The organism is Chitinophaga varians, assembly GCF_014529945.1.
Classification (GTDB): domain Bacteria; phylum Bacteroidota; class Bacteroidia; order Chitinophagales; family Chitinophagaceae; genus Chitinophaga; species Chitinophaga varians.
Window position 1 is genome coordinate 58119 of record NZ_JACVFB010000004.1, and the last position, 20816, is coordinate 78934.

The 20816-nt window shown below is 48.2% G+C and carries 19 protein-coding genes; 9 read left to right on the forward strand and 10 right to left on the reverse strand.

Going from position 1 to position 20816, the window contains the following annotated elements; all coding sequences use genetic code 11:
* Positions 1 to 19: 19 nt before the first annotated feature.
* A complete protein-coding gene (locus ICL55_RS20380) occupies positions 20 to 2944 on the forward strand; it encodes a sensor histidine kinase (protein WP_188100751.1) in 2925 nt (974 codons plus the stop codon).
* The gene (locus ICL55_RS20385; protein ID WP_078672331.1) at positions 2941 to 3702 is read left to right on the forward strand and encodes a LytR/AlgR family response regulator transcription factor; all 762 of its coding nucleotides are present in this window, start codon (positions 2941 to 2943) and stop codon (positions 3700 to 3702) included. The genes ICL55_RS20380 and ICL55_RS20385 overlap by 4 nt, the downstream gene beginning before the upstream one ends.
* 249 nt (positions 3703 to 3951) lie before the next feature.
* Here ICL55_RS20385 and ICL55_RS20390 read toward each other — a convergent pair whose 3' ends face one another.
* Together ICL55_RS20390 and ICL55_RS20395 are read right to left on the reverse strand one after the other, a co-directional pair.
* Positions 3952 to 5529 (reverse strand): trypsin-like peptidase domain-containing protein, encoded by a 1578-nt coding sequence (locus ICL55_RS20390; RefSeq protein WP_188100753.1) that lies wholly within the window; start codon positions 5527 to 5529, stop codon positions 3952 to 3954.
* A gap of 395 nt (positions 5530 to 5924) precedes the next feature.
* Positions 5925 to 6923, reverse strand: a complete 999-nt coding sequence (locus ICL55_RS20395; protein ID WP_188100755.1) for an acyl-CoA reductase — start codon at positions 6921 to 6923, stop codon at positions 5925 to 5927.
* A gap of 90 nt (positions 6924 to 7013) precedes the next feature.
* Between ICL55_RS20395 and ICL55_RS20400 the strand changes: the two genes are divergently transcribed.
* From ICL55_RS20400 to ICL55_RS20415, 4 genes are all read left to right on the forward strand, one after another.
* Positions 7014 to 7361 (forward strand): 4Fe-4S dicluster domain-containing protein, encoded by a 348-nt coding sequence (locus ICL55_RS20400; protein WP_168869259.1) that lies wholly within the window; start codon positions 7014 to 7016, stop codon positions 7359 to 7361.
* A gap of 170 nt (positions 7362 to 7531) precedes the next feature.
* Complete coding sequence (locus ICL55_RS20405) at positions 7532 to 8521, forward strand: D-alanine--D-alanine ligase (protein WP_188100758.1); 990 nt, start codon at positions 7532 to 7534, stop codon at positions 8519 to 8521.
* 108 nt (positions 8522 to 8629) lie between these two features.
* On the forward strand, positions 8630 to 9439 hold the full coding sequence (locus ICL55_RS20410; RefSeq protein WP_188100760.1) for a PASTA domain-containing protein: 810 nt from the start codon (positions 8630 to 8632) through the stop codon (positions 9437 to 9439).
* Positions 9440 to 9484: 45 nt separating this feature from the next.
* A complete protein-coding gene (locus ICL55_RS20415; protein WP_188100762.1) occupies positions 9485 to 9784 on the forward strand; it encodes a rhodanese-like domain-containing protein in 300 nt (99 codons plus the stop codon).
* Between the two features lie 92 nt (positions 9785 to 9876).
* On the opposite strand, the gene ICL55_RS20420 is transcribed toward ICL55_RS20415, so the two are convergent.
* Both ICL55_RS20420 and ICL55_RS20425 read right to left on the reverse strand, forming a co-directional pair.
* Positions 9877 to 10266, reverse strand: a complete 390-nt coding sequence (locus tag ICL55_RS20420) for a RidA family protein (RefSeq protein WP_188100764.1) — start codon at positions 10264 to 10266, stop codon at positions 9877 to 9879.
* A 112-nt stretch (positions 10267 to 10378) separates the two neighbouring features.
* Positions 10379 to 11497, reverse strand: coding sequence for a hypothetical protein (locus tag ICL55_RS20425; RefSeq protein WP_188100767.1), 1119 nt, complete (start codon positions 11495 to 11497; stop codon positions 10379 to 10381).
* Positions 11498 to 11897: 400 nt separating this feature from the next.
* Here ICL55_RS20425 and ICL55_RS20430 point away from each other — a divergent pair, with 400 nt between their 5' ends.
* Both ICL55_RS20430 and ICL55_RS20435 read left to right on the forward strand, forming a co-directional pair.
* On the forward strand, positions 11898 to 12080 hold the full coding sequence (locus tag ICL55_RS20430) for a hypothetical protein (RefSeq protein ID WP_188100769.1): 183 nt from the start codon (positions 11898 to 11900) through the stop codon (positions 12078 to 12080).
* A gap of 72 nt (positions 12081 to 12152) precedes the next feature.
* Positions 12153 to 12842, forward strand: coding sequence for a hypothetical protein (locus tag ICL55_RS20435; RefSeq protein WP_188100771.1), 690 nt, complete (start codon positions 12153 to 12155; stop codon positions 12840 to 12842).
* A gap of 16 nt (positions 12843 to 12858) precedes the next feature.
* Here ICL55_RS20435 and ICL55_RS20440 read toward each other — a convergent pair whose 3' ends face one another.
* From ICL55_RS20440 to ICL55_RS20465, 6 genes are all read right to left on the reverse strand, one after another.
* Positions 12859 to 14058 carry a hypothetical protein gene (locus ICL55_RS20440; protein WP_188100773.1) on the reverse strand — a complete coding sequence of 400 codons (1200 nt, stop codon included), beginning with the start codon at positions 14056 to 14058 and terminating at the stop codon, positions 12859 to 12861.
* 18 nt (positions 14059 to 14076) lie between these two features.
* The gene (locus ICL55_RS20445) at positions 14077 to 14973 is read right to left on the reverse strand and encodes a type 1 glutamine amidotransferase (protein ID WP_188100775.1); all 897 of its coding nucleotides are present in this window, start codon (positions 14971 to 14973) and stop codon (positions 14077 to 14079) included.
* A 44-nt stretch (positions 14974 to 15017) separates the two neighbouring features.
* Positions 15018 to 16118 (reverse strand): carboxylate-amine ligase, encoded by a 1101-nt coding sequence (locus ICL55_RS20450; RefSeq protein ID WP_188100777.1) that lies wholly within the window; start codon positions 16116 to 16118, stop codon positions 15018 to 15020.
* Positions 16119 to 16268: 150 nt separating this feature from the next.
* Entirely contained in the window at positions 16269 to 18011 is a 1743-nt protein-coding gene (locus ICL55_RS20455; protein WP_188100779.1) for a T9SS type A sorting domain-containing protein, read from the reverse strand.
* Between the two features lie 170 nt (positions 18012 to 18181).
* The gene (locus ICL55_RS20460) at positions 18182 to 19267 is read right to left on the reverse strand and encodes an ATP-grasp domain-containing protein (protein WP_188100781.1); all 1086 of its coding nucleotides are present in this window, start codon (positions 19265 to 19267) and stop codon (positions 18182 to 18184) included.
* Between the two features lie 4 nt (positions 19268 to 19271).
* Positions 19272 to 19979 carry an esterase family protein gene (locus ICL55_RS20465; RefSeq protein ID WP_188100783.1) on the reverse strand — a complete coding sequence of 236 codons (708 nt, stop codon included), beginning with the start codon at positions 19977 to 19979 and terminating at the stop codon, positions 19272 to 19274.
* 57 nt (positions 19980 to 20036) lie between these two features.
* Between ICL55_RS20465 and ICL55_RS20470 the strand changes: the two genes are divergently transcribed.
* On the forward strand, positions 20037 to 20780 hold the full coding sequence (locus ICL55_RS20470; RefSeq protein ID WP_188100785.1) for an alpha/beta hydrolase: 744 nt from the start codon (positions 20037 to 20039) through the stop codon (positions 20778 to 20780).
* Positions 20781 to 20816 lie beyond the last annotated feature (36 nt).

Sequence of the window (20816 nt, forward strand, 5' to 3'; positions counted from 1 at the left end):
CATTCGTAATTCATCATTGATGTCCATTACCCGTTTCATACTGTTATGGTGGCTGGTCATCTTTTGCACAGGTTACAACGCACGGGCCCAGGGCCTGATGATCCGCAACTACAATGTAAAAGATGGGTTAGCTAACGCTACTGTTTATGCCGCCGTACAGGATAAAGACGGATTTATCTGGTTTGCTACACCCACCGGTGTCAGCAAATTCGATGGCAAACGTTTTCGAAACTACGCTAAGAAGGACGGCCTCCCTGATAATGATGTGGTCAAGCTAGCCGCTGACTCACAAGGAAGACTATGGTTCTTTACGCTCAACGGAAAACTCTCTTTTTACGATCATACCTATATCCACAACGAGGACAATGATTCTTCCCTGAAATTTAATGGCCGAAGCCATTACATGCAATATGCCTTTGAAGGCGATGCCCGCTTTGTGTATTTCTTCAATTCCAATAACCGTATTGTCACCTATAACGGCAAAAGCACCGAATACGATAAACGGGACATCGAAACGAATTTTCTCTACCTGCTCCGCAATGGCAAAGTATACCGCCCGCTGCAAAAAGGCTTTCATGTAGAGAACCTGCGTGATCCGACAAACCCCACACAGGAAATATACTCCGTATGTCCGTACCCGTTTGACAGCGAAAATGCTGATGCGGTCCGAAACGGACCGATATTGATGGTCCGTAACTCCCTGTACACCTACGCTCCCCAGAAAATCAGCTGCTTCTTCAACGGTGCCGACTGGGGCATTAAAGACGAAATCAGCAACCTTTGTATCGATAACGATAACCTCTGGGTAGGCACCCAGCGCGCGTTATACTATATGAAAGGGTTTTTTAAGGGAGAGAAAAAAATTATCAAACTGCTCGATAACCACAATATTACCTCCCTGCTGAAAGACCGGGACGGTAACATCTGGATCACCACCTTCGGTGACGGCGTCTATAACATCCCTTACAAAAATTTCTATTTCAGCTACCTCGACAATACCAACGGCCTGTATTCCCACTCCATCTTCAGCATCGGTAAAGACAAAAAAACAGATATGCTGCTGATCGGGCAAAATGCAGGCATCCTCAATACCATCAGCAGTAACGGTGTCACCCGGCAATTTATGCTCGATACGGCCAGCGGCCGCAACAGCCTGCTCTCCATTTTACCCTACAAGGAAAATGAAGTCCTGATCGGGACCGACAACGGATTGGTGCTGTTTAATACCGCCTCCCAGAAAGCTTCTCAGCTGAAGGCGGTAAAAATGCTGAAAGACGTGGACATCTCCCCCGCGGGGAAAATCAGGATAGCAGCCAAAAATCAGGTCATCGCACTGGATGATTATGTGATCGGCGACCTGGACATGATCGTTACCTCTATTGCCAGCGTCAACGACTCCCTGTATTTTGTGGGCACCAGCAACGGCCTGTTTACCTGCACGGACGGTACCCGCAAACTGAAACCCGCTACCAACGACTCTTTGCGTAAACTCAGCATCAAAGACCTGAAGTGGATTGATGGTTACCTGTGGATAGGCACCAGCGACCAGGGAATCTACGTCATGCATGGCGACACGGTCATCAAACACCTGTCATCTGCCAATAACCTCGCCAGCGACATCTGTCAGCAACTATATTATGATGGTCACCAGAACCTCTACGTGGCCACCAACAAAGGCGTTTCGGTGATTAATGTGAAAGAACAACACATTACCCGCAATATCACCTCCAACGATGGCCTCATGTCTGATGATATCCGGGGTGTTTATGCAGATGACGGTATGCTGTATATCGCTACCTCCAACGGCCTCTGTTATTTCAAGGGCGACCATCTGCCGGTAGATACGGTGCCACCGGTGATTTATCTCAGCAACATCCGGTATGGCGACAGTACCTATCTGCCGGGAGAAAACTTCGTACATCTGTATAAGCGGAAAGCCTCTTTTGAGGCGGAATTCGGTACCATCGTATTTGACCTGCCGGAACTGGTGGAATACCAGTACAATTTCTCCGGCGATACGACCAACGGATGGGTGACCACCATGTCCAATATTATTCCGTTCCCCGATCTGCAGCCCGGCAATTACAGGCTGATGGTCAGGGCCCGTAAATACAAAAGCGACTGGTCCAGGTCGCTCACCCTGAACGTCAATATTCTGCCGCAATGGTACCAGCAATGGTGGGCCCGCGGTATTCTCCTGCTGGCGGGATTACTCGCTATTCTGGTGGTGCTGCGTTTTATCGTGAAACGGATCAAACAGGCGGAAAAGCGGAAAACGGAGTACAATCGCCGTATTGCGGAACTGGAGGCCAAAGCGCTGACCAACCAGATGAACCCGCATTTCATCTTCAACTCGCTCAACTCGGTACAGCACCTGATCCTGGAAAAAGAGGAGAAACAGGCGCTCAACTTCCTCGCGGACTTTGCCACCCTGATGCGTCAGATGCTCAACAATTCCCGGAAATCCTATATTTCCCTGGAAGAGGAAATCGCTTTCCTGACCCGTTATCTCGAGTTGGAGAAAATCCGGTTTGCCCACTCCTTTACCTACCATTTCATCATGGAGGACTCCCTGAAAGATTACACCATCTATATTCCGCCCATGATTATACAGCCAATTGTGGAAAATGCCATTAAACACGGGCTGGCGCCCAAAAACAGCGCTGGTTACCTCGAAATCCGGATAGAAATGGTGGATGATCTGCTCTATTGCTCTGTCGACGACGACGGAATAGGCTGGGACAAGTCCAATAGTATCAAAAGCTCGCGGCTGATAAAACACGAATCTACCGCACTGAGCGTGATAAAGGAAAGGTTGCAGATTATAAAATCTTTTAATGGAAGTGTTGGAAAGTTAGAAATTATTGATAAATTTAAATCTGGTTTCGGCAATAAGGAAGGTACCTTAGTTGAAATTCTGATTCCCATTGTTAAGATGTTATGAGTAATATAAAAGCTGCCATTGTAGACGATGAAGTCCGCAACATTCATATTTTGCGCAATATTCTGGAAAACTATTGTAAAGATGTTACGGTAGTCGGGGAAGCGCAGAATATCAATGAGGCGGCAGAAATGATTAAAAACAACCCCATTGACGTACTGTTCCTGGACATTGAGATGCCTCCGCATAATGGTTTCCAGCTGCTGGAAATGTTCCCTGTGCTGAACTTTGAGGTTATTTTTATCACTGCCTTCCAGGAATACGCTTTACAAGCCATCAAATTTGCGGCATTAGACTACCTGCTGAAACCGATCAAGGTAAGCGAGGTGGAAGATGCATTGGAAAAAGTGAAGAAAAGTAAGAAAGGAAGACTGAACGAACTGGCTTCTATTCTGAAAGACTACGTTAAAAACAACGACAACGCCTTCTCCAAGATCGTCATCCCGGTGAATGACGGGTATAACGTCATCGACCTGAAAGATATTATCTACTGTGAAGCATTCGACAGCTATACCAAAATACAGCTGATCAACAATGTGTCTCATCTGATCTCCAAATCCCTGAAAGAATACGAGGAAATGTTATCAGACAAGGGATTCTATCGGGTACACAAATCCTTCCTGATCAATATTCACCATATTGTGAAGATTATCAAAGGATTGGGCACCGCGGTGGTGATGAGCGACCAGAAAAATATTCCGATTTCTTCCCGCAAAAAAGATGAGTTCTTCACCCAGCTCAAAGGGGTGATTAACCTGTAAGCCTGTCTGCACTGAAGATTTTAAGCCGGTGGCCTTGCGCTTAACCGGCTTTTTTGTGCGTTCCCTGTATGGAATATACTGTTCACGAGGTCATGTAACCGAACCTCATATACTTATCTTATTTTCATTATGGGTTTTCATAGATCTAGCTATTACTTGTTAGTTTGTCCAGACTTTACTTGTACTTTTTTAAAAGAAAAGCCCCGTTTCGATTGAAACGGGGCTTTCTTTTAAAAAGGTTCCGGAAGATTACAGGTTCTCTGCGCCTGCACCGGCAGTATTAATGTTGTAGTAGTAGATATTACCACCTCGCTGCGGATAGAAACCTACCAACTGTATATTTTTCTCTTTGTCCAGGATGGAGCTGAGCGTATTGACAGAGGTAACCGCTGTATTGCCAGCCTTCAGGATAACGAAGCCGGGGACCATGCTGGTCTGTTTTTTCAGGATACCGGTACTGATATCATTTACCCTGACACCTCCTTTTACGCCGATGCTGGTGGCCTCTTCTTTCGTCAGTTCGGAAAGGTCCGCACCCAGTCTGTCGATGCTGGTGATCCGTACCACATCGGTATTGCCCTGCAGATTGCGGAGCGTCACGTTGCTGCTGGTGAATTCCTTATCGCCACGCAGGTAGGTGATGCTGATCTTGTCGCCTGGTTTGTAGCGGGCCACCTGCTCACTCATCTGAGAGGAGCCGGCAATGTTCACCCCATTGATTTTAGTGATGATATCGCCCTGACGCAGGCCGGCGGAGGCAGCGGAGCTGTTGTCCATCACTTCTGTGATCTGAACGCCGGTCACATCCCGTTTAACCCCGATTTCCCGCAGCTGGTCATCGGTCATCGCAGCAATGGCGGCCGGGGAAGCGTATTTAACACCGAGGTAAGCCCGTTGTACGCTGCCATATTTCAGGATATCGTTTACCACTTTCCGCACAAGGTTTACCGGGATAGCGTAAGAATAACCTGCATAGGAGCCGGTAGGAGAGGCGATGGCGGAGTTGATGCCCACCAGTTCACCAGCGGTGTTTACCAGTGCGCCGCCACTGTTACCCTGGTTCACCGCAGCATCGGTCTGTATAAAAGATTCGATGGAGTTGTTGATTCTGCCACCGCTTTTATTGATGCCGATAGAGCGCGACTTCGCGCTGACGATACCGGCGGTAACGGTCGCATCGAGGTTCAGCGGGTAACCGACTGCCAGTACCCATTGACCGATGTCTACGTTGTCAGAATTGCCATACAGCATGTAGGGCAGGTTCTTAGCCGGGATCTTGATCACGGCGAGGTCGGTGCTGGGGTCAGTGCCAATCAGTTTGGCCTTGAAAGTTTTATTTTCATTGGCCAGGGAAACGGTGATTTCATCCGCATCAGCGATCACGTGATTGTTGGTCACGATATAGCCATCGTCGGAGATCAATACGCCGGAGCCGGAAGCCATCTGGCCGGGGACATAGTAGCGGCGGCCATCTCCGCCTCCGTTGAATTCATCGCCAAAAAATTCGTCACCGAAGAGGTCCTGCAGGATGCTGCGTCTTTTCTGAAGTCCGTTGGTTACCTGTCGGGGATTGATTTTAGTTTTGATATGGACTACGCCGGGAACGGCCGTTCTGGCGGCAGTCACAAAATCGGAGGGAGGAACGGCATTCGTCTTGCCGTCGGTACCGGGCATGTTATACCTTGCATAGTTTACGGGGATGTCATTGGAACCGTTTTGAAAAATGCCCGGGCGTCTGCCTTCAAAGTATTTGCCATACACAAATATGGCAGCAACGGCAGTAACAGCACTGATCAACACTGTCGTAACAATTTGCTTGAATTTCATATTATAGTGTGTTTAGCGTTGTGATACTAAATAATGTATATTTTTAATAACGTAGATAAGATCAATTTATATGCCCTTGATACAAATTTAGTAGCGGTAGCGAATGAAACGTACAAAGGCATATTTACTTTAACAGATTTTTATATCAATCGTTAAATACTGCTAAAAACAGGCTGACAGGATAACACAGGGCAATGACAATATAACAAAAAAGAGAGACAAAAAGTTAGTCACGCAAAGACACAAAGCAGCAAAGCGCGCAAAGATTTTGAAGATCAATAAGAAAAATAAAGCAACAAAAAGGGGCGGAAACCAAATTTGGTCTCCGCCCCTTGGCTTTCTTGTTTTCTTGTCTATTTTCTTTGCGGTCTTTGCTGCTTTGTGTCTTTGCGTGACTACAGTTCCAGCAGGAAAGCCAGCGTGTCTACGCCATCAGCATAGTCCGACAGGGAAGGCTGCTGTGCCTTACCGAAGGGGGTAAACTGTTGTCCTACCAGACATTGCAGGTCAGCCTGGGTGGCCATATCTTCCCGGAGCTGCTGTATGTCTTTGTAATAACCGTAATGCAGCACGCTGAGAGGAGAGAACAGGGAAGCTGCCTCATGAAGCAGGATGCTGCCGTTGGTCAGATAGGCGCTGTTATTGAGCAGGAACAGCGCCAGGTTATAATCGTAGTTGTTTTTGTACTTGTGATGGTCGGCCAGGTAGTCATATTTGCCAAGGGCTTTGAGCAGCGGCTCGAAGTCATACCCTTCAGGCACCATTACCTTGGTGACGTTGCGGCATCCCAGGCCGAAATAGAGCATGACATCATCTGCCAGCGCCTCCAGTTCGGCAGCACTTTCCTGACCGGTCAGGATGGCGGCAGAGGTGCGGTTATGCCGAATGATATGCGGGTATTTGGAAAAGTAGTAGTGGAAGTACCGCGCGGAATTGTTGCTGCCGGTGGCGATGTAGGCGTCGCAGTTTTTCAGGATTTCCAGTATTTCCGTCTGTTCAGCCAGTTCCGGGTACCATTCGGTCATTTTGTCCAGGATATGACGCATCAGCACCTCGTCTTTAGAGGAGAGCTTCATTTTGATGTGATGGCCGCTGATGAATCCGCAAAGCCAATCGTGGAACCCGACGAGGGGGATATTGCCGGCCACGACGATGCCCACCTTTTTGGGCGTCCGCTCCCCACCTGTGGCAGGATACTGCTGCAGCCAGGCTTGCAGCGCTGCTGGTTCCAGATAGTACCGGCAGATGCTGTCAATGGACTTATCAATAAATTCAGGGGTGAACCAGCCATTGGCCAAGTAAGCACGTTCCTTTACTGCTGTCAACTCCGTACTGTTGCCGGCCAAATACTGGCCCAGGCGTACCAATGCTGCTTCTTTTTCCGCTATGTTCATGAAACTGTTATAAATATTTGACTTAATTAAACCGGGAATTTTTATTTTTGTCCACAAAATTAATGGCTTACTACTAAAAAAGTTTACTCTATGGCAATTAAGATAACAGATGAATGTATAAATTGTGGCGCTTGTGAACCGGAATGCCCCAATAATGCCATCTATGAAGGTGGTGTAGAATGGGCGCTGGCCGATGGTACTACCGTAAAAGGCTCTTATACCCTGATGGATGGCAGCCAGATGGACGCCGATCAGCGTAATGCCCCGATCAGTGTAGATACGTACTATATTGTGCCTAATAAGTGTACAGAATGCCAGGGTTTCCACGAAGAACCGCAATGTGCTGCTGTTTGCCCGGTAGACTGCTGTGTTCCGGACGAAATGTACCAGGAAACAGTAGATGAGCTGATGGCTAAGAAAGACAGACTGCACCTCTAATATATGCGAGCCACCTTATTAAAAGCCGTCCGGTAGTTTCCGGACGGCTTTTTTATACCTTGGGCGCTCAGCTCCCGCCGGCAACCGGAAATTAATGAAAACGCCGGCTGACCCGCTGTTGACAATTAACAAATAACCTTTAACTTTACCCGCTTATAGTAATTTATCTTATGAAGAAGAACATCGCCTTGGTAGCCGGTGGATATTCCGGAGAATATGTAATATCCGTGCAGAGCGCTGAAACTATAGAGAAAAACCTGGACAGCAGCCAGTACGCTGTTTACAAAATCATCGTTACCCGTGAGGGCTGGCGTCATACTGCCACTGACGGTGCGGTGTATGAAATTGATAAAAACGACTTCTCCCTGACTATAGGCGGTAACAAGATAAAGTTCGATGCGGTGTTTATCGGTATTCATGGTACGCCTGGTGAAGATGGCCGTCTACAGGGCTACTTCGAAATGCTGGGTATCCCATATACCAGCTGCGGCATGGTGACCTCGGCGCTGACCTTTAATAAGAGCTATTGTAATAAAGTGGTGGCGGCCCTTAATGTGGTGAACGTCTCCAAATCCGTGCATATTTTCCGTGACCAGCCACACGATCCTGCCGCTATTCTGCAGCAACTGCGTTTGCCCGTTTTCGTGAAACCGGCAGAAGGAGGCAGCAGCATCGGCATGTCTAAGGTAAAAACAGCAGCAGAACTGCCGGCGGCCATCGAAAAAGCGTTTAAAGAAGACAATCAGGTGCTCATCGAAGAGTTTATCAAAGGCAGGGAACTGACCATCGGCCTGTATAAGGCCAACGGCACCCTGAATGTACTGCCGATCACAGAAGTGGTGAGCAGCAAGGAATTCTTCGACTACGAAGCAAAATATACCCCGGGCGTGTCCAACGAGATCACCCCGGCGCCGGTGTCAGAAGATATTACGGCACTGGTACAAAAAACAGCTTCCACCCTGTATAATCAGCTGAATTGTAAAGGGATCACCCGGATTGACTTTATCTATGAAGAAGCTACCGGCAAACTGTACTTCCTGGAAGCCAATACGATGCCCGGCCAGTCTGAAAACAGCCTCGTGCCGCAACAGGTAAGGGCTGCCGGTAAAACCCTGCAGGCGTTTTACGGCGAAGTACTGGAAGAATGCATGAAAAAATAAATTGCGAATTACGAATTACGAATTACGGACATAAGCGGACGCTTAACTTCGGATTTTTAATTCGTAATTCGTAGTTCGTAATTCGTAATTTTAAAACAAATCATTATCGTGTTCGACTTTATTACCAAACGCTCTTTCGGAATTAACCTGTTGATCGTAATAGCGTTCTTTTTTGGACTGGCACTGTTGTTTTTCTCCCTGTTGGGTGTCATTACCCGGCATAATGAAGAGCTGACCGTTCCGGACGTGCGGGGGAAAAGTGTGAAAGAAGCCATGGCCATCCTGGAAAAGGCAGGATTTGAAGCCGATGTAAGAGATTCTATCTACATAGACAGCATCCCTCCTTTGTCTGTATGGGTACAAACTCCGGATAAAGGCGCGCGGGTAAAAGTCGGCAGAACGATCTACCTGACAGTAAACAAAGTGGTGGCCCCCATGGTGAAAATGCCGGACCTGGAAGGGCTGACCTTCCGTAGTGCGGAAATGGTGCTGAAAAGCGTGCGCCTGAATGTAGGGGATACCATCTATAAACCGGACTTCGCCACCAACACCATATTGCAGCAGCTGCTCAATGGCAAACGTGTCAAACCAGGGACACCCGTCGCTGAAGGCAGTAACATTACACTGATCATCAGCAGTGGTACCGGCAGCATCGAAAACCCGGTGCCCGATTTTGTAGGCCTGACCTTTGCGGAAGCCCGTGAAATGCTGAACGCCAACAATCTGAGCGCAGGTACCATTATCATCGATCCGGGCGTAACGGACACGGCTAATGCGTTTATCATCAAGCAGGTACCTACCCGCAGAAATGAAATCGGCGATTTCAACATGGTAAGGGCAGGCGAAAGCATCGACCTGTGGCTGTCTGCCTCCAAACCGGTGAAAGATTCCACGCAGGTACCGGTACAACAACCATAACAAGCATCAAAACCACCATTTTTAACTGAACTTAAACTTAGTATCATGCAGAATATCACTCAAGAAGAACTGAAACAGCGTATCGACAACGGTGAGGCACTGAATATCCTCGATGTTCGCGAACCCCACGAGCGCGCTGAATTTAATATCGGTGGCTTTCATATTCCGCTGGGCCTCGTACAGGCCATGCAGGTGGATGAAATTGAACACCTGAAAGATGAAGAAGTAATCGTTTACTGCCGCAGCGGCAACCGTAGCGGCCAGGCATGCATGCTCCTCGAAACCATGGGCTTCACCAACGTGAAGAACCTGACTGGCGGTATGCTCAACTGGCAGGCAGAATAAGCGAAGCCATATAAAAGCGCGAAGCTTAGCAGGGGTAATATGTTTTACCGTGTCCCTGCTAAGCTTCGCGCTTTTATATGGATATCACTTTATTATTCTCCGCTGATGATCGCCGTTGCTTCTATCTCCACCAGATAACGGGGATCTATCAGTTTGCTCACCTCTACCATGGTGGTGGCGGGTTTGATGGCTTTGAAAAATTCACCGTGCGCCCGGCCATACTCTTCCCAACGGGAAATGTCGGTCACGAACATGCGGGTCCTGACTACGTCGTGTAGCGTGGCGCCTGCAGAGATGAGCACAGATTCTATTTTAGCCAGTACAAAACGGGTCTGCTCATAGGCATCGCCTTCCGCTACTACTTTATCATTATCTACCGCTACCGTACCTGACACTTCAACGGTATTACCTATCCGTACTGCGCGGGAATATCCCACTTTGTTTTCCCATTGTGCGCCGGAAGAATAAAGGGTGCGTTTCATAAATTGTGTTTTGAAGAAGGATAAGAAGACGGTTCAAAAGTACGCTTAAAAGGCATTGGTTACCTGTATTTTGTGCGCCGTGTTTTCCCTGCTATGATACAGTGCCGGTTTGTCATACCCCATTATTAGCGGCCGACTGCTGTGGCGGCAGGTTACGGAATTTCACCACTCGGCCCAGCAGATCGAACCAGAAAGGCGCGCCCAGGGAGATGGCCAGGGCCGTAATGCACCATCCTGCCAGTACCAGCCAGCCATTTTTCTGATAAGGGTGGGTAAAGCCACAGTGGAGCTCCTTTTTACCACCGGTGGTGTCAGTGACGCAATCACGGCTGATGCCCAGCACATTTTTAGCATCGCCGGCATCCTGCCGGAGAATAGCATATACCCCAATGAGCGCGGTATCTTTTAACATCATGCTTACAGACGTGTCCTGCCTGAAATAGCTGCTGTCCCGATGCAGCATGTTTTTTCGTGTAAGCGTGTCCGTAACGGCCGTATAGGAGGGTTCGCGACTGGCTACCAGCCGTACCATCTGTTCCCGCACATTTTTGTCTTTCATCAGGATACGCGCAATAGCAATGGTGTCCACGTTAAATATGGCCGCGAGGCCCAGGCCCAGTATCAGCAGCCACACCTGTGTTTGACGCCGGTACCAGCCACTGGCGCGGGTCATGGTTTCATTGAACCAGGTTTCCATATTGGTCCGGAACTGCGGCACGTCGTGATGAGCGTCTTCAAAAAGATTCCGCAGATGGGTGATCGTATCCGGCGCCAATTGAAGGGTATTATGCGTCAGGCTGTTTTGGATGGCAGCAGTCTCCGACTGATTGTCTTCCAGCGTTCCGCGCAGCAGGTGCACCATTGTCTGCGAAAATATCTGTGGACTGATATACGCTGGCCTGGCAGAGGCGCTGTTTTCCCCGAGATAACGAATAGAGGGCGACTGATAAAATTTCTTCAGGAAAGGGCTGTTCTGAAAAGGGGTGAAAAAGTGGACCACGCTCCATCCCAGTTCGTAAAACCAGTTGAAAAAGGTGAACCGGCCGAAAACGCCGAGGTCCCCGCTTCGATCATCATCTTCCAGCAAACGCCGCAGCGCTTTGGTCAATACCCGCGCCCGGGCGTTGAACAGCCGCGCGGCCATTTCCTGAACAATGGAGGCCAACAAACTGTAGAGCAAATAAATGAATATCAGCCCCAGTGCCACATCTATGGCAAGATTACTAAACATAGGATACTTGATTAGTTGACATATAACTATAAAGTTAAATATTTATCCTAAAGATAGAATAGGGCAACGCAGTGTATTTGTGTGCAGGTGTATTTTTGCAAATACAACTTTTGTGTGATGGTGGGAGTTTGATTTTTTATGCTACTTCGTGGCGTTCAAAGAATGCATGTTAACCTTGTCTGCTCAAGTATTAAATATTCTGTTAAACGACGTACTTAGGAAAATTCTTCAATTGCTAAGTTGCTGGCTAACCCTGTGGGGGCGTTCAGATTATAAATGGGGAAGTGGAACTTACCCTGTATATCATCGACCTGCAAAAAAGAATCGCGACAGTGGAACAGCAGGCTAATTAAGTAAAATCAATCAAAAACCAGTATAAAACCATAAACCAAACAAAACCATGGGAGTTAATTATCTCGTATTAGGATTTACCAGTCTGTATCTGGGCGGCACTTTTCTTTATTACAAATACGCAAAGAAAAAAGGTATCGAGTTCAGGTATAAACCTTTTTACCTGTTGGCAGTAGCCATTCTCTTTGTGCTGTCACTGTATGGCATTATTGTAGGTAAGCAGTTTTTTTAAGAAAGGCTTTTACCAATGAACATACAACAGCCTGCTTTATGCAGGCTGTTGTATATAAGTTTATCATTAGCTATGGACGGAAAATCTATTTACCCGTTTCTTTGGGTACTACTCACTGTGATGCTGCTCTTTTGGTGGATGTTCCGGAAGAAAAGAAGACGAAGCGACGCGTATCAAAAACAGGATGCAGAAAAATCCAACAGGGAATGGCAACAGGAAATAGAGGCGGATAAAGAAAGAGTCACCAAAGAAGACATCCGGGCATTATTGATACACCTGAATTTGCCGGGCAACGTCATGGAGTTATTCGATGAAACCTGCCATGATGCCGTCATGCAACAGCACCGGCTTGATAAGGATTATACGTATCCATACAGTATTCTCGATCTGAAGAAATACCAACAGGATTCGTATAACATTGACCGTTACAAACCCGTTTTAGCTTACGCGCATGCCACCATTTTTGCCTACGATACACAGCTGGGAGGTTTCATTACCTACGACATAGAAAGCAACGTGGAAGCAGACAGCGAGTGCCTGACCTGGGACGGTGTTTTTTGCCGGGAAATTTTGAGATGGTGGGAATATGAAATACCCGACGATGATATTCTTCATATCGGAGCCTATTTTGGCCTGAAACACACTCAACAGGTGCTGGAAAGTATTGTGGCATCAACAGACGGGAAAGGGTTTTCGGATGCCGAAGAACGAAGCCGGTGGCAAAAGGATATTTTAACGCAAATAAATGGGGTGGTTAAATAAATCTCCAATAAAAACCCTACGGCGCAAACTCAAAAAAACAGCAACTGCCGCCCACCCAGGTGTCAGTACTGTTAAAACCTACTCCGATCATCTTCCCCTTACTGATTCTTGACAGATTATGCACTAAAACCGGCCGTGGAGAGCTGTCTGGCCAGATGTACATCATCCTGATTTCACAGATAGCCGGACCGGTAGGCGTTTGTATGGCCGGTGCGTATTTCACTTTGTGTTGCAGTATCCAGTTCTCCGGATCTTTGATATTGTCGATGTCTTCCTGGGTAACATCTATTACCACGCCCTGGCCCGCAAACGAAAACAGTGGCTTCAGCACATAATTTTCCAGATCAGTAGGGAGCACCGGCAATTCATGCAGGAACCAGCTTTTAGGCACGAATTCACTGTGTATAAAAGGCATGGTGTATTTGCTGATCCGGTAAAACCAGTTGGGATGCGTGATCCATTCCACATCGAGGTCCTGGAACAGATTCACATGTGGTTCCAGATGACCGGCCTGCTTTTGCAGGTCATCGAAAATGATTCGGTTATAGATGCGCTGGATGGGCGTTTTAACGCCATCACGCATGTAGAAAAGTTTTTTGCCTTCCTGTATCAGTTTAGTGAGGCATACCGTGCGGATGCCGATATATTTTTCGGTGCTGTAAAAATCGATGCGTGTTTTTTGTTCCTCCGGTTTTATTTCCAGCAGCACTACTTCTTCCGGCGGCAGATGGCCAACGATCATTTCCCGAAGCAGCTGATAGTAGGCTTTTTCATCGATGCCGTTGAAAAAGTTGTTCAGCTGTTCCGGAATAGGGAAGTGGTTTTTAAACTGGCGGGCCATCACATCCTGAAAGGCGTACATGGTGGGAAAGCCCTGCAGCTCGATGAGCTGTGGTGTATAAGCGCCTGCTTCATCGCGGCATACGGCAAAGTCTATTACAATAAAGTGCGGATGTTCATTTTCATGCGGCACTTTCAGGTCGGCCGGGATAGCGTCCTGTGTGATCGTTTTAAAGTCAGGCCGCAGGATCACGTTGACAATCTCTTCACAGGCCTGTATCAACTTGCTGGTCAGGTCGGCGGGTACAAACACCGGTGTTTCTGCCACTCGGAAAGCGGGCGCAATGCCGGCATCCTGCGCAATACCTTCCAGGAAAGCCTGGTAGCGGTCGTCTGTAAACTGTTGATTATATGCCTTTCTGACTTCGGGTATCATAATATTGGAATAAACGGATTAGAAAAAGGTGTTTTCATCATCGTTGTGGGCAGGAACGCCATCCAGATGCTCAATGGCAGCCAGCCTGTCGGTCAATTGCCCGTAAACGGCGTAGTCAAGGAATGCCGTGATCAGCCGGTCGTGTGTCAGCATAATTTTATCCGGATCGGTGAGTTGCTCCAGCATGCTGTTGTATTTTTCGATACCGTGATGGTCCACCACTTGTTTTTTCTTTTCTTCCTGACGGAGGTACATATGCATACCATCGGCATCGGCTTCGGGATGGAACTGGGTGCCGATGAAGTGATCATTGAAGCGGATGGCCATCGTGGCGCGTTCCAGCGGCACATGTGGCCTTTCTTTTTCCAGTGCCAGCACCTGGCCGCCCATGGCATACAACCGTTCATGGTTCAGTTCAATCACTTGCCAGTTGCGGCTATCTACGATATAGAACGGATCAGGCAGTGCGGTAAATACCTTCTCTGTAAGGCCTGCGGCGGTTTTATGTACCGGGAAAACCCCAAAGGCCGGTGACTTACGTTTACATACGTTGCCGATCTGGTAATACCGGCACATGATCTGGTAGGAGTGGCAGATAAAAAAGGCTGGTTTCTTCTGTTCCTGCGTGCGATTCCATGCGAGGAGATCTTCTATCAGGGAAAAATATTTTTCTTCCCACACGCTGCCTTCGCTGTCTACCGGGCTGCCGGGGCCGCCGGTAGAGATATAGATATCGTAGGAGGTATCGGGCACCTGTTGTTGCAGTCGGACTTCAAATTCATCGAATTGCAGGTCCAGTGCGTGCATCGCTGCATATTGCACCAGTATTTCCCGGATACAGCGCATTCCCTCATTGGCCACGCCCTCATACATATCCAGCACTGCTACTTTCCACTTGTTTTTGATTGGATGCATACTGCAAAATTACGAATTACGTCCGGGTAATCATTCATTCCGGCTCAGCAGTTCTGTAGAAACTGGTGGTGAATGTAGTCAGTTACTGCTACGAGGTCTTTGGTTGCTTCATATACTTTCAGCTGTCTGTCAGCGCCGGTACCGTTTTCAAGGATATGGCCGGTAGCTCTGATCACATCGCGGCTGCCCAGATCGTCCACTACGTCGTCGATAAAATCCAGTAGTTCGTATATGAGTGACCGTGTGTTGACTTCTATCTCTTTACCAAAGTCGATAAGGTTACCATCAATACCATAGCGGGAAGCACGCCATTTGTTTTCATTGACGAGTGCGCGGTTATAGATAATGAAGTTCAGGTTCTGCATCCGCAGTTTGTAGATCTTGGCGCAGACAGCCTGAAAGAGCGCCGCCAGCGTGATGGTGTCATCTATCGTTAGCGGCACATCGCAGATACGAAATTCCACGGTATTGAAGAACGGATGCACCCGCAGGTCCCACCATACCTTTTTGGCGTTGTCGATACAATTCGTTTTGACCAGCAGTTTGATATAGTTGTCATATTCTTCAATGCTGGCAAAATAATCGGGGATGCCGGTACGGGGGAATTTATCGAAGACCTTGGTACGGAAGGATTTAAAGCCGGTGTTACGACCTTCCCAGAAAGGAGAGTTGGTACTGAGCGCAAAAATATGCGGCAGAAAATAACGGACGGAGTTAGCAATATGCAGGGCCATTTCCCGGTTTTCCATGCCTACATGCACATGCAGGCCGAAGATCAGGTTAGATCTGGCGGCGTCCTGCATTTCGTTGACAATCTCAAAATAACGGGGATGGTCAGTGATCATTTGTTTTTCCCACTTACTGAATGGGTGGGTACCAGAGGCGCCGATGCTGAAACCGAGGTCGCCGGCTATCTGGGTGATGGTACGGCGCAGCAGGGCTACATCTTCGCGTGCTTCCTCAATATTGGCGCATATCTGTGTGCCTACTTCCACTACCGCCTGATGAAATTCAGCTTTTACCTGGTCACGGATCACTTTGTGGGCCTGCTCCACAATCTTTTGCTCATGGGACCGGAGCTCCCTTGTGGTGGGGTCCATCACCATGTATTCTTCTTCTATACCCAGCGTAAACGCTTTGAACATGATTAAAATTTTCCCGAAAATACGAATTACACATTATGAAATGTAGGTTGATGATTTATTAAGAAGATTGTTTTTGATCAGTCTGGTTGATAAAAACAAAAAAGAGCTGCCCAACAGAGCAGCTCTTCCTATACCGGCCGGGCAAATAAATTAGTGTTGAATAATGAGATGTTTACTTTCCTGAAAATGTCCTTTTTTCAGCTGTAGAATGTAGTGACCGTCTTTTACGGCTTGTACATTCAGGTTGCCGGTGGTGGCATCACCCGGTAAACTCCACTCTTTTACCAGCTTATTGGTGTAAAAATCGTAGAGGCTCGCTTTCATAGGACCACTTTCTTTCTTCATAGCATCTGTCTGATGATTGATCTGAACATTTATATGATTCGCTGCAGGGTTGGGAGACAGGGCCACATTAAAGGCCGCATTTTGCTGCATGCCCATAATGCTGCAGTCTTTCACCTCAAATTCTGTTTCATACCACTCACTGGCGCAATTTAAAAAGGAGGGTCTGACCGTTGTCACGTACCATCCTGGTTTCAGTGCGTCGTAGTACATACCGCCTCCCTGTCCCATCAAAGACATTGTTTTGATTACCTGCATACTGGGCCACGACTTGATCACTCCATCATACACCGCTCCCAGTATGTTGTAGTCTGTCTCAATCGTCAGCACATTTCCGGCGGCATTGGAGCAGAGAAACCCGTCCTGGCCATTGGGATTGGTGAACAGCAGATTGGTAATCACGGGCATACCGACATTGAGCGTTTTGGAGATATTTTGTTGCTGACCGGCGCAGTTGGTAAATGTTGCGGTAAGATTTACTACACCTGAAGCAACTTTAGTCACAGTAACGCTGTTGCCGGCAGGGGCCAGCGTTACGTTTCCTGTGGGAGTGGCCGACCATTGAACGTTGCTGTTACACAGCCCGGGAGACAGGGTGTAGGTTTCAGGTCCGCTGCAGATCATAGCGGTGCCATTTATGGTATATGCCGGTGTGCTTACAGTGATTGTATTGGGAATAGCGTTCTTCACTGTACCATTGATTGTCACCGCCACCTGGAATGGGAGCGGAGTGACACCACATACAGGGGCGAGCGTGAGGGTGTTGGTCGTTGTTTGTATTTCTGTCGGAACAGGAGCGCCATTATACGTCCAGCCCGAATTGGCCGGGAATGTCCATTTGTACCCGGTAGTCCCCTGATGATTAAACATATTACGTACTGTGAATGTCTGAGGGGTGGTAGCACCGCATGGAATGCTTGCTATTTTCGGAAGAACCTCAAACGTAGGGTCCGGATTATCTTCTATAATCGTGATCTTTCTGATTATAATACTCTGTCCTGCGCCTCCCGAGGTCACCGGGAGGTGAGCAATATTCAGCAACGGAAGTCCTCCGGCAATAGTGCCGTAGGTGAATGTATAATCCTGAAAGATATCGCTGGCAACGTTATTTATTTTTACCAGGTTATTATTCAGGGTGACGTCAATTGGTTTCGGTCCGGTACATGACGCATCTTCGCCCCCATACCCGTTGTTGGGATATACACGCAATTGGCCCCCCGGTCCAGCCGCGGTGATGACGATTTTATATTTGTAAAACTGTTTGAAGCTGAAATTAATCCGGTATTCCGTACCGTAAAATGTTGAAAGGTTGGCGTCGTAAAAGGCGTATAGGCCAATGCCTTTGTCTATGGAACTGAATGTCGGCTTGCCGAGGACCGTGGTATGCAACATGGTATGGGTAAAATCTGTTCCATAGCCATATTTTACCTCGACTCCGTTGGCGAATACATTACATTTATCGCTGGAGAATAGACTATAATCAATAATGTACTGTGCTGAAGCAATACCACTACATAAAAGTAGCAGGAGAAATAAAACAGGTTTTTTCATGATGTTTAGGTTCATAGGTAAAAATATAGGTGTGCCGGTATATGGTGCATATGATGACAATGGTTACTACGTCTTCAACGGTCGGGCATCTTCAGGGATCATCTGAAAGATAATAAATATTATTAATATTATCTTGTCATTTTACAGGCAGGATAACTTGGGGAAATGGGTTACTCGTTTCCCTTTGCTTTTCGTTTAGGGGTAGAGGTAGGTGTTTTGCTGTTTTTTTTGGCGGCTGTTTTTTTGGCAGCGGCTTTCTTCTCTTTTATGGCTTTCTCTTTTACGGGTGTTGCTTTGGCCGTTTTCGTGGTGGCCGCTTTTTTGCCGGTGTCCCGGACAAACCGGCCCCAGGTAAGATTGTCTTTCCCCGGTCTTTGTGCGATGGCCCGCTCAATGGCGTAACGGGCGGAGGTTTCCACCACCCATTCAAAGTGTTCCTCTCCGATGGCATTGATGTCCGCGTCTGGTGCGGGGTTGCAGAAATCGATCGCATAGGGGACTTCTCCTCTGACGGCTATTTCCACGGTATTGAAGTCGTAGCCCAGGTATTGATTGAGTGCGATCACCTGTTCCGTGATCTGTTGCATTAGCGCATCGCTGCCTTTAAAGTCGGACTGGTAGCGCTGATGGGGCGCGTTTTTCGGATTATAGGCCATTATCCGCACCTGGTTGCCGCCGATACAGAAGCAGCGGTAGTATTGTGTAAAGTCTATCTCTTCCTGGAGCATCATTACCAGTTGACCGGTTTCTCCATGCTGCCGGAAAAAATCCTCTTTGTCTTCCACATGGTACACGTGTTTCCAGCCGCCGCCGGCGAAGGGTTTCATGTATGCCGGAAATCCGATATAGTCGAAGATGGTGTTCCAGTCGAACGGATAGATAAGGTTTCTGAACGATTTATCGGTGGTATTGTCCGGCAGTGAATAGGAGGGCAGCAGCACGGTGCGGGGCACGGTAACGCCTATCTTTTGTGCCAGGGCGTTGTTAAAGAACTTATCGTCTGCGCTCCACCAGAAGGGGTTGTTGATGACGGCGCAGCCGGCGGTGGCGGCATTTTTCAGGAAGGCGCGGTAGAAAGGCACATCCTGGGAGATACGGTCTACGATGACGGCATATCCGCTGTCGGCGCCCTGCAGCACTTTATCGATCGTTACAAACTCCGCGAAGATGCCGGGAGGATTGATGCGGTTAACGCGGTCTACGAACGCTTGCGGGAACGAGTTTTCCTGTCCGAATAAAATGCCGATCTTTTTCATATGTTTACTTGATGAGTGACAGATAGTGTGGCAACATTTCGCGCCATACGGGCCAGTCGTGCAGGGTATGCGGCCGGATGTCGAGCCAGTGCGTAATATTTTTTGCGGCCAGCAGCTGCGAAAATTGTTCATTCTGCGGGCGGGCGACGTCGGTTTCCGCGGCGCCGAGCACAATGCCCATCCGCCACAGATCAGGGTCCTGATTGTCCGGCATAAAGTCGGCCGGATTGTGGTAATACACCTGATCGTCGTAATAGCCGTCCATCCTGGATTTAATATCGAAGATACCGCTGAGGCTGAAAAGATAGGATACCCGGCCGGGATAGCGGAACGCGAAATTAGCTGCGTGATAACCGCCAAAGCTGCATCCGGCGGCTACAATCCGCTGCCGGCCTGTCTCTGCTTCTATGCGCGGCAACACTTCCTCCACCAGCATTTTATCATAACAGGTATGATTATACGCCCGGTACTGGGGAGCGATGCTCTTATTGTACCAACTGGCAGCATCAATACTATCGGGGCAATACACTTTGACGCGTCCTTCATCAATAAACCATTTGATAGCGTCTATCAGGCCACGGTCTTTGCTTTCATAGTAGCGGCCCATGGAAGTCGGGAAGAGTAGTAACGGGTATCCGCTGTCACCGAATACCAGCATCTCAAATTCCTTTCCCAGGTTGGGCGAATGCCATTTATAGTAGTTTTCAGTCATGGGAAAGTGTTTAGTTAAATTTAAAAAAGATTATTGGTTTATCGGTAAATTGTTGGAATGCAAATGGATCGACTGACGTTCCCTGCTGTCAGACTGCAACGGGAAGTCACGCTGGACGTATATAAACAGGATGGACTACCCCGTATTTTATTACTGGTGAATGATGGACAGGACCTGCCGGCGTTGCCTGCCGCGCTGCCGTTGGGCGTATGGGTGGTCGCTGTTCATGCCGGACCACAGCGCCGCCAGGAGTATGGGGTGGCAGGCGTCACCGACTACCAGGGGGATGGTTCCCGGGCAGCGGTATACGGCCAGTTTGTGATAAAGGAATTATTGCCCTTTCTGGAACATCAGTACCCCGCTCTGGCCGGAGTAAAACGGGCCTTCGCAGGGTTTTCGCTGGGAGGGCTGTCGGCATTGGACATCGTATGGCAATACCCGCAACACTTCAGCATGGCCGGTGTGTTTTCCGGTGCGCTCTGGTGGCGTAGCCGGTCGCTGGATGATCATTATCAGGAAGCACGCGACCGTATCATGCACCGGCGTATCCGGGAAAGCGCCTACAAGCCCGGGCTACAGTTCTTTTTTGAATGCGGCACGGCGGATGAAACGGCCGACCGCAATGGTAATGGTGTGATCGACAGTATTGATGATACGCTGGATCTGATAGCGGAACTGAAGCAGAGAGGTTACCGTGAGCCGGAAGATATTACATATCTGGAAATCGCCGGTGGGCAGCATGATAAAGAGACGTGGGGAAAGGCGATGGCAGTGTTTTTGGGATCGAAGTTTTTTATGTAAAAAAGAGAAGGGCTGACCATTTGGTCAGCCCTTCTC

Bases quoted from the DNA above. Each gene is read 5' to 3' on its own strand.
- ICL55_RS20440 (WP_188100773.1), bottom strand. From the start codon at position 14,058: ATGATACCCGAAGTCAGAAAGGCATATAATCAACAGTTTACAGACGAC.
- ICL55_RS20465 (WP_188100783.1), bottom strand. From the start codon at position 19,979: ATGACTGAAAACTACTATAAATGGCATTCGCCCAACCTGGGAAAGGAA.
- ICL55_RS20450 (WP_188100777.1), bottom strand. From the start codon at position 16,118: ATGTTCAAAGCGTTTACGCTGGGTATAGAAGAAGAATACATGGTGATG.
- ICL55_RS20405 (WP_188100758.1), top strand. From the start codon at position 7,532: ATGAAGAAGAACATCGCCTTGGTAGCCGGTGGATATTCCGGAGAATAT.
- ICL55_RS20395 (WP_188100755.1), bottom strand. From the start codon at position 6,923: ATGAACATAGCGGAAAAAGAAGCAGCATTGGTACGCCTGGGCCAGTAT.
- ICL55_RS20455 (WP_188100779.1), bottom strand. From the start codon at position 18,011: ATGAAAAAACCTGTTTTATTTCTCCTGCTACTTTTATGTAGTGGTATT.
- ICL55_RS20380 (WP_188100751.1), top strand. From the start codon at position 20: ATGTCCATTACCCGTTTCATACTGTTATGGTGGCTGGTCATCTTTTGC.
- ICL55_RS20385 (WP_078672331.1), top strand. From the start codon at position 2,941: ATGAGTAATATAAAAGCTGCCATTGTAGACGATGAAGTCCGCAACATT.
- ICL55_RS20400 (WP_168869259.1), top strand. From the start codon at position 7,014: ATGGCAATTAAGATAACAGATGAATGTATAAATTGTGGCGCTTGTGAA.
- ICL55_RS20425 (WP_188100767.1), bottom strand. From the start codon at position 11,497: ATGTTTAGTAATCTTGCCATAGATGTGGCACTGGGGCTGATATTCATT.
- ICL55_RS20420 (WP_188100764.1), bottom strand. From the start codon at position 10,266: ATGAAACGCACCCTTTATTCTTCCGGCGCACAATGGGAAAACAAAGTG.
- ICL55_RS20430 (WP_188100769.1), top strand. From the start codon at position 11,898: ATGGGAGTTAATTATCTCGTATTAGGATTTACCAGTCTGTATCTGGGC.
- ICL55_RS20445 (WP_188100775.1), bottom strand. From the start codon at position 14,973: ATGCATCCAATCAAAAACAAGTGGAAAGTAGCAGTGCTGGATATGTAT.
- ICL55_RS20460 (WP_188100781.1), bottom strand. From the start codon at position 19,267: ATGAAAAAGATCGGCATTTTATTCGGACAGGAAAACTCGTTCCCGCAA.
- ICL55_RS20390 (WP_188100753.1), bottom strand. From the start codon at position 5,529: ATGAAATTCAAGCAAATTGTTACGACAGTGTTGATCAGTGCTGTTACT.
- ICL55_RS20415 (WP_188100762.1), top strand. From the start codon at position 9,485: ATGCAGAATATCACTCAAGAAGAACTGAAACAGCGTATCGACAACGGT.
- ICL55_RS20470 (WP_188100785.1), top strand. From the start codon at position 20,037: ATGCAAATGGATCGACTGACGTTCCCTGCTGTCAGACTGCAACGGGAA.
- ICL55_RS20435 (WP_188100771.1), top strand. From the start codon at position 12,153: ATGGACGGAAAATCTATTTACCCGTTTCTTTGGGTACTACTCACTGTG.